The organism is Paraburkholderia xenovorans (assembly GCF_046030735.1).
Lineage (GTDB): Bacteria > Pseudomonadota > Gammaproteobacteria > Burkholderiales > Burkholderiaceae > Paraburkholderia > Paraburkholderia xenovorans_A.
In genome coordinates, this window is record NZ_JAQQBV010000010.1 from 207,589 (window position 1) to 215,736 (window position 8,148).

Annotated in this window: 7 protein-coding genes; 6 read left to right on the top strand and 1 reads right to left on the bottom strand. The window is 51.4% G+C overall.

Annotated elements, in window-relative coordinates; all coding sequences use genetic code 11:
* The first annotated feature begins 37 nt into the window (after positions 1-37).
* Genes PQQ51_RS12570 through PQQ51_RS12585 form a run of 4 tightly spaced genes read left to right on the top strand, consistent with a single transcriptional unit; the run spans position 38 to position 5,139 of the window.
* The gene (locus tag PQQ51_RS12570; protein WP_408497101.1) at positions 38-1,228 is read left to right on the top strand and encodes a tyrosine-type recombinase/integrase; all 1,191 of its coding nucleotides are present in this window, start codon (positions 38-40) and stop codon (positions 1,226-1,228) included.
* Positions 1,225-2,946: a hypothetical protein gene (locus PQQ51_RS12575; RefSeq protein ID WP_408497102.1), complete on the top strand. Its 1,722-nt coding sequence runs from the start codon at positions 1,225-1,227 to the stop codon at positions 2,944-2,946. Before PQQ51_RS12570 ends, PQQ51_RS12575 begins: the two co-directional genes overlap by 4 nt.
* An 11-nt stretch (positions 2,947-2,957) precedes the next feature.
* Positions 2,958-4,781, top strand: coding sequence for a site-specific integrase (locus PQQ51_RS12580; RefSeq protein ID WP_408497103.1), 1,824 nt, complete (start codon positions 2,958-2,960; stop codon positions 4,779-4,781).
* A complete protein-coding gene (locus PQQ51_RS12585; RefSeq protein ID WP_408497104.1) occupies positions 4,759-5,139 on the top strand; it encodes a hypothetical protein in 381 nt (126 codons plus the stop codon). Before PQQ51_RS12580 ends, PQQ51_RS12585 begins: the two co-directional genes overlap by 23 nt.
* A 213-nt stretch (positions 5,140-5,352) precedes the next feature.
* Here the strand turns inward: PQQ51_RS12585 and PQQ51_RS12590 are convergent, their stop codons facing one another.
* Complete coding sequence (locus PQQ51_RS12590) at positions 5,353-5,601, bottom strand: helix-turn-helix domain-containing protein (protein WP_408497105.1); 249 nt, start codon at positions 5,599-5,601, stop codon at positions 5,353-5,355.
* A gap of 367 nt (positions 5,602-5,968) precedes the next feature.
* Here PQQ51_RS12590 and PQQ51_RS12595 point away from each other — a divergent pair, with 367 nt between their 5' ends.
* Positions 5,969-7,009: a type IV toxin-antitoxin system AbiEi family antitoxin domain-containing protein gene (locus PQQ51_RS12595; protein ID WP_408497106.1), complete on the top strand. Its 1,041-nt coding sequence runs from the start codon at positions 5,969-5,971 to the stop codon at positions 7,007-7,009.
* A gap of 244 nt (positions 7,010-7,253) precedes the next feature.
* The coding region (locus tag PQQ51_RS12600) for an IS481 family transposase (protein ID WP_408497107.1) at positions 7,254-8,148 on the top strand (895 nt) is incomplete at its 3' end.

The following is an 8,148-nucleotide window of genomic DNA, read 5'->3' on the forward strand; positions in this document are numbered from 1 at the left end:
GCTATATTTGTTAGGTAATCGCGATTAGGGGCGAATTATGGCTAGCACGAAGCGCTACAGAACGAAACTGATCAGACCGTCGATTGACCTCGGTACATTGCCACGGGCGTTTCAGCTTGCCGGTCTCGAGTTCGATGAATCCCTTCACCCGAAACTGTTTGACCTGCCCTTAATCGCCGTCGTCCTTGATCATGATCGACCGGTCTGGATGCCGACGCTGTTTTTGGCGGATGTCGGCTTGCAAAGCCGTTCAGTAACGGGAGATACAGTACGGACTTATTCGGAAGCTCTCCTGTCTTGGCTTCGGTACCTCGACGATAACGCGGTGTCGTTGAATCGGGTCACAGAAGAGACGATTGCAGTGTACCGGGCGCACCTCGCACATGCCCCTCGCTCCGGGACCGGCGAGCGCTACGCGAGCGCTACCGCAAACAACCGTGTTGTCATTCCTGTCCTCTTTCATGCATGGGGTCAACGGCGAGCAATGATGCCTTCGCCCCTCGGACGGTTTCTTTGTGATCACACCACAGACGCAGGCTCGCGCCGATATTCGACGAATCCCCGATATGCCTCCCGAGCAAATTCAAAGATATCCCCGCCTAGAGTCATTAAACGGCTACCGTTGACTTTAAGCCATGAAGAACTCCAGCGCCTGTTTGCATTGGTGCCGATGCCATACAAATTGATGTTCAAATGGTGTTTGGCAACGGGGCTTCGTCGATTTGAGGTCTGTGCGTTAACCCGAGGCGACTTGCCAACGCCAGAGCAGATCGAATCCGCGACTGATGGCTTGGTTGGACTGAAAATTTTGAGGAAGGGAGGACGTGAGGTTACGGTATATGCCCCTGCCAAGTTGGTCGAGGAAACTAATTGGTACGTTCTGACGGAAAAACCAAAATTGTGTTTTCCGAACGAAGACTTCGTTTTTCTTAACAAACAGGGTAAGCGGATTTCACGACAAGATTTGACGCGAATCTTCAGGGAATTTGCAGATCAAATAGGCTCCAAAGCGAATTTACATCGTCTTCGACATACATTTGCGTCAATTGTTCTGAAAATTCTTGAGAAGCGTCTATCGATAGGCGATGAGATCAACCCGCTTAAGACATTGCAGGTTTTACTGGGACATGCATCTATAGAAACAAGTGAGATATATGTCCAGGCAGCGGACGTGTCAAGCGATGCGGTGATGGAGGCACTGGATTTTCTTTATGGAGCTTCATTATGAATGAGGGCAAATTTACTCCCCCTTTTGAAAATGGAGCCGAAGGTCGGAATCGCCACAAGGTGAAGGAAACGGTAATCGTCGTCGAGGACCGGCCGGGAAACAAAGCTGTTTTTGATTTCTCGAGGCTTAAACTAAAAAATAATATAGCTCACGCATTGCAGCGGTCCTTCGTGGCGACAGTAGGTCATACTGCTGTTGCATCACAGCGGACAGCATTCAGAAGCTTGTTACTTCTTTCGGAGTGTTTGAGAGAAGCTGGGAAGCAAAATTGCATTCAATTGCCGCATGACGTAGTGGCGATATTCTCCACATGGCTTGATGAGTCCACGCTAGGTTCAAGCGCCCAGTGGCACCTTAGTCTGATCTTGAGGTTGCTGAGGTGGTGTTCAAGAAACATACCTGGGATCGTTTCACCGAAAACAAGTTTGGTAAAACCCCAAATTCGCGATTACAAGGAAACTGAGCGGAAAGTTGTCGATGAACATCTAATAAAAGAAATATTAAAAGGCTGTTATATCGATATCAAAAAAAATGAGGCTGATCTGGAGCGTGGACGTAAGCTTCGAGCTGGTGAACGCGGACCTGAAACCGTAACTTCCGATTTCGACGTGATTGCTAAACTTCTCGGATTGGGCGGCAACTATATTCCAAACTTGAGAGTCTGCAAATCCTCCAGAGAAGGAGTTTCAAAGAAAATTTACGATATCGGAGGACTTACTAAACTTCGGGAGTTGCTTTGGCTATCGCCAAGGACCATTTTTCCGTATTTTCTTGCCATCCTGACGCAGACTGGCGGAAACACTGGCCCTTTATTGGATCTCGAGCGTGATTGTATTGTTCCACATCCGTTGCGTTCGGACATCGAGCGACTTATCTGGGACAAATCGAGGAGTACGCACGAGCAACAAGCAGAGTTTCCAGTTGGCCGGGAGTGGAGTGCAGCCAACTTGGTGCGGCGCGTTGCTGCGTTGAATGCGGCTCTGGTTGATGACGCGCCGGCGCATTTGCGTAATCGGACCTTTATCTGCCTTTCTGCTAAAGATGGACGCGTCACCATATTTAACAAAAAGCAAGCAAGTCAATATCTTAACGAATTTATAGAGCGACACAATTTGTGCGCGTTCGACTTTAAAGACTTGCGAAGATCCGGCGCACGGTTGCATCACCTAGCAGGGAAAAGCCTATTGTCTGCTCAGCGTCGCCTGAATCACGCGCGCCTGTCTACGACGGCAAAGTACACGAGCCTCGCCGACCGCGCAGACGAACATGACGAAGTGATTAGTCGGTTCCAGGGAAAGATGATTAAGCTCAGTTTGCAGTCGTCTGATAAACGTCATTCAACGGTCCAGCAACACGGAAAGGTAGGTGCGGCTATGGAAACCGTGTTTGGATTCCAATGCCGTGATCCGCTTTCCGGTATTGCTCCCGGCAGCAGGCAAGGCGAAACATGTGGTCAGTTTACAAAATGTGTTACGTGCCCTGGTTCAATAATTCCTCTAGATGCGCCTGAAGTTATTGCGCGGATACTTGCCGCCTTGAACGCACTTCAGGACGCGCACAAACGATCTGTCAAAGATGGTTGGTATCCCAGATTTTCGCTAATTTACGAACCGACTCTTCAAATAATAGTTGAAGAATTGGTTCCAGCGATTCACCCATTGATTTTGGACGAAGCCAAGAAATACATTAATCCGCGCATTATTCCATATCTTGAATAAGCGAAAAAGTTATGGATTCCACTTCCATTCGACATTCTGGTCACTGCTGGTATATCGCGCCAGATATGCTCCATGATGATAAAGAACTTGTTCTAAATTGGCTGAATTTAGTTCCTAAAAATATTGGAACTGAAACTCAACGGAGTCGCCTTATATGTGATGCTCAAAATATTTTTTATGAATTTTTCAAATTTCCGAGGAGAGGTTCTCGGGAAATCGCTAACGCTACCGTTGCAAACTGGTTTCGTTCGCTGAGCCGGCTGACGCGATGGATGGCTAGTAGAAAAATCTGGAAATTTTCAGATATCTCAAAGCATGATTTGGCAGATTATATCAAGTTTTGCTCCGTTCGAATGAAAGGGCAGGAGCCTTTGCATACGCGTGGAATACTTGCTCATATTCAACTGCTCCGAGAGATGTGGGAGTTAGGCAAGAGTTGCAAAAGAGGGCTGGTAGTGAGCCCTGATGGCTTGGACCTGACGCTTCCCCGCGTTCCGCGGCGCTTATCGGGGTGGCGTGCGCTTGATGAGTCTATTGCTTTGCCTTTGCTTGGAGATGCTATAAAGTGGTTAGACTCCCATCAAGAGTACTTGCTGTCGGTCATAAAAAGAAGATCTGTTTATCAACACAGTCTAATTAAATTAAGCAGATCTTGTCGTGCTCGTATGATGGCACAATTTTATAAGGATATTTCTAAAGAAGAAGGGTGTCGAGCACTTCGTCGAGATCTTCGCTCTGAAAAAGCGAGCACGTATTGTCTTTTCAGGAATGCCATGGCCATGACGGATGGAGCGTGTATCACAATCATTCTATTTTTGGAAGGTATGAGAGCAAGCGAACTGATCCGCCTGGATTTCGATTGCCTCCGACCAAGGCGAAAGGTTGATGGGGCGAATAATATAAAAATGACGGGCATCGCGGCGAAGCGCGGTGGCGTGCGTAGGACATGGATTGCTTGCGAGCCGGTCGTTGCTGCCGTAAATTATTTCGAGGAAGCATACGCTGATGTCCGAAAAAAATTTGAAATGAAGGCTTTGATTGTCAATCAGAGCTGTAGTAATTCCGCGCTGAGCAAGCGCGCCGGACGTATCTCTAGAAACGGTATCGCCGAAAGATTGCGAGCGTTTGCAAAATCTCCTTATCGCAAGGGCCCTCCCGTATCAAGAATCCATCCTCACGTCGCGAGAAAGACATTCGCCCGTTTTGTGGTTATGCGAGATAAAAATGCTTTGGAGTCTCTTGCATATCATTATGGGCACATTTTCCGGGCAATTACTGATGGATCTTATGTCGGTAGCGACTTGCAGCTTCAAAAGCTTCTGCAGGAAGAAGGTCGGCTTGATCTCGTCCGTGGATTGACTGATATCCTCAGCGCTCAACATGTCGGTGGTAAGGCGGGCGAGCGAATCGCCACAATGCGAGATTCGAAGCAGCTCGCGTTTCGAGGCAAGAAAGGCTTGGCGAGCTTGATTGAGAAGCTGATCCGCGAGGGAGTTCAACTAGCGCCCTGTGACTGGGGATATTGTGTTTACGCGCAGTTGTTTTCGGCATGCCAAGGAGATGCTGACGGGCCGAACGAAGCACGTCGCTCGGCGGACGTCTGTTCTGTATGTCCGAATTTTGCTGTTACTGAGCGGCACAGGCCGTGGTGGGAAGCCAGGAAGACTCGCGATGATGAGTTTCTTCAGCGCGACGACGTGTCAGAGCAGGCTATCAAATGGGTCCATCGGAGACGAGCAAACACGGAACGTATATTGATTGGACTCAACGGGAGCGCATGGGCGGAGCAGTCGGATTTCGAGGAGAGGACAAGTGAAGAAAGTGGAAAAACTTAATGTTGAGCAGAAGGTCCGCGCTGCTGCCTATGCTCGTGCCTTTGAGGACCCGGGTGCAAAGATGTCGGTAAGCGAACTCGCCCGTGTTGCGGGCGTTAACCGCACCGGACTATATGCGCATCATGCAACTCTTATCGATGAGCTCCTACCCCATGTGCGTGATGTGCGTCGGGGCTTAAAAAAAGAGGCACCCCGAGAAAACCCGCAGAAGGCTCAAAAGAGAAACCTAGAGCGGGAAAACAAGGCACTCCTGTACCTCTGTCTTGAACTTAAGCTTGAGAATAGATCACTCAGGTCTGAAACGGAAAATGCATGCTCCGCGGGGCGGCCCCGGTCCCGAAAGCAGTCGAAGAACTAAAACGGACTTTACTCGGATCAAGCGAGGCCTCCGTAGGGGGAAGTAGCCTTGCTCGCTACCTTCTCATCCTGATTGAGCTCTTTCTTTGCCCAAGCCGTTTGGACGTGCCCTTATCCCCTCCAAACGCCGCGAAAGTTGTCGGGTTTCGGAGAACCAATCTAATTCAGGCTGAAGGACTTGCGCGGGGCATGAAATCTCCCGTGGCGGGCGACGTTAATCGCTTGTGATGTCGTATTGCTCAATCCCGGAAATCTCCGAGCGAACTATGCGCCCCAGTTCAGTAACTTCCTGTGGTTTCAGGCCGACTGCGTAGGCGTAGTACAGAACGCTGAGGGGATGAACGCCGATGGCCCGTGCAATTTCGTCGAACTTGTCTAGCGTAGGCGTCTGCTTTCCAAGCTCGAGTGCACTCAGATATGTTCTGCTGGAGACACCAAGACCGTCTTGAGAAATGCCGCGCATTCTGCGAGCTGCCCTCAATCCGCGTGCCAGGCCAAGACGAAGCGACATCAGTCATAGAGATAAATTTGAAGATGTTACTGTCGTCGGATGCACACGATTACGCTACAATTGATAATGTGCAAAGTGTAACGAACACTCCTTGCTGGCCGCCTGTTACCCAAACAACGCTGGAACTCGCAAGCGCTTCGCTTGAGCAGGGACACCGATGACTTCTGCCCGTTGACTTTTCACGAAAAGATGCTGTTTACAAAATCTCCATGGGAGACGCCGTTTCGGATCAGACATGACCTGTTCAGCCGTTGGCGCCTCGCTGGCATCAATCACATAGCGACGACATTTCTGGTGCGGTCTGCGGAGGTGCGACGAGATGATCCTGAGGGCTACTCGTTTATCGTCGCTGATCCATCAATTCTTCTTTCGGTTCTCGAAGGGTATGGAGCCACCAAGCCTCGCTTGCTGGCGATTGATTGGGAAACGTTGGTTCCCGTCTCAAGCGTTTGGTCGTACACGTACGCTGAAGATGGCCGCAATTATCTCGCTTATGCGGATGCGCACGGCCGTCTTCGAGCCTGCGAACCTCAGCAACCTGATCCTCTTGAGGCGCGAAGCAAGGTCCTCGTTTGGACACATGCGGGCTCGGATGCGCCGTGATGAGCTTGATTCAAAACCTATTAGTGATGCGCGAATGGGCGATGCACTACCTTTGGCACCGACCGAGCTATTCGATACATCGGCTGACAAGGACATGTTGAATTCCACTGAAATCGTGCAGTTTCTGATGGACTTCGCGCCGAGATCGCAGCCGCTCGGTCTGCGCTACTTCGCGGCAATTGGAGTTGACGCGAAGCAGGTAGGTGAACTCGTGCAGCAGGGATGGTTGCGACGGTTGTCCGATGATGCTTATCTGGTTCGCGGCGACCAGCCGGGCGTCGATGGAACGATTGCGTATTTGCGGGCATTTATCCCAAGTCTCCACGTAGGGGGGCGAACGGCGCTAGAGTGGCATCGGATGACGCATCATCTTCGTTTCCGAGACCGGATTGATTTATGGGGACGCGGCTATTGCAGCATTCCGTCCTGGGCGGTGGAGAGGCTCATCTGTACCTACAATTCCCACTCCTTGTTTGACGCGCGGATGGACGAAGGCTATGGACTGAAGCCGCTTGCGTGGCGTCACCCACAGGTGCTGGTTTCGGTTCCGGAACGCGCAATTCTAGAGTACGTGAGTGTTTCACTGGACCCGGTACTGATAGAAGGCGTAAGAGAATTCATCGGCAGCCTGAGGAACATTCGGTTGAATGTTCTGCAGGATCTGGTCGATTGCTGTCTCCGCAGGGACGTAGCTTGGGGGCTGAAGTTTCTTGCGGAGGATGAGGGCGTGGATTGGGCACAGCAACTACGTGCCTGAAAATACCTCGATGTGGTGACAGCGTACTGTGACGTTCATGCAAGCGCTGGTATCCCGGTAGGGCGCCCGCATGGCCGTTTGACCGACGAGTCAAGAAAACCATCGGTGTTTTGACCCACCACGGACGGTCGCAGGGTTGGTTCGATTCCTGTTTTTACCAGTGAGCGTCAATGTCTCCAGTGAACTCATGCCGAGCCACATCAAGTGTGTGATTCACAGACATCGTTTCAACTAAAATGAGGCGATGGACCGCGAGACTGCGACTCGATTACGTTGGGTAATGATGTATCACGAGACCGGCAACGCCGGTCTCGTATGCGCGCGGTGTGGCATCTCGAGACCGACACTTCGCAAATGGTTACAACGCTACCGGGATGCTGGAGAAGAAGGTCTTCGCTCTCAAAGTCGCCGCCCTCTCAACAGTCCAAACCGGAAGGTCACTGAGGCTGATCGGGCGACGATTCTCCGGCTCCGTGCAGAGTACAAGGGAGCGCGGCGGATCCAAAACGAGTTGCGGCTCCACGAACAAAGAGAACTGTCGCTCGCGACCATTCATAAGGTTCTTAACGAAGCGTCCGTGAAGCCGTTAGTGCGTTCCAGGCGGCCGGCGCATCCCAAACGCTATAGTCGCCCGGTTCCGGGGGATCGGGTCCAGATGGACACGATGAAGATCGCGCGAGGCGTCTACCAATACACGGCCATAGACGACTGCTCGCGCTTCCGCGTGCTGGCTGTCTACCCACGCAGAAACGCCCGTAATACGCTGCTTTTTCTTGCTCGTGTCATCGACGAGATGCCATTTCCGATCCAGCGTATCCAGACTGACAGGGGCGGCGAGTTCTTCGCCGAATCAGTGCAACGGCGCCTGATGAACGAGTGCATCAAATTTCGGCCGATTCCGCCACGCTCGCCACACCTCAACGGCAAGGTCGAGCGTTCACAACTGACTGACCGAAGCGAATTCTGGTTCCACCATTCTCCGACAGAAGGCGAGATTGAGCAGCGACTTGAAGAGTGGCAGTTCGACTACAACTGGCGCCGCCCGCATGGTTCACTCGGCGGCAAGACGCCCGTCGACCGCATTGCAGAAGTAAGCGAAATTACGCCTCTCTCGGAGCAGGTGGAAATCATGTATGACA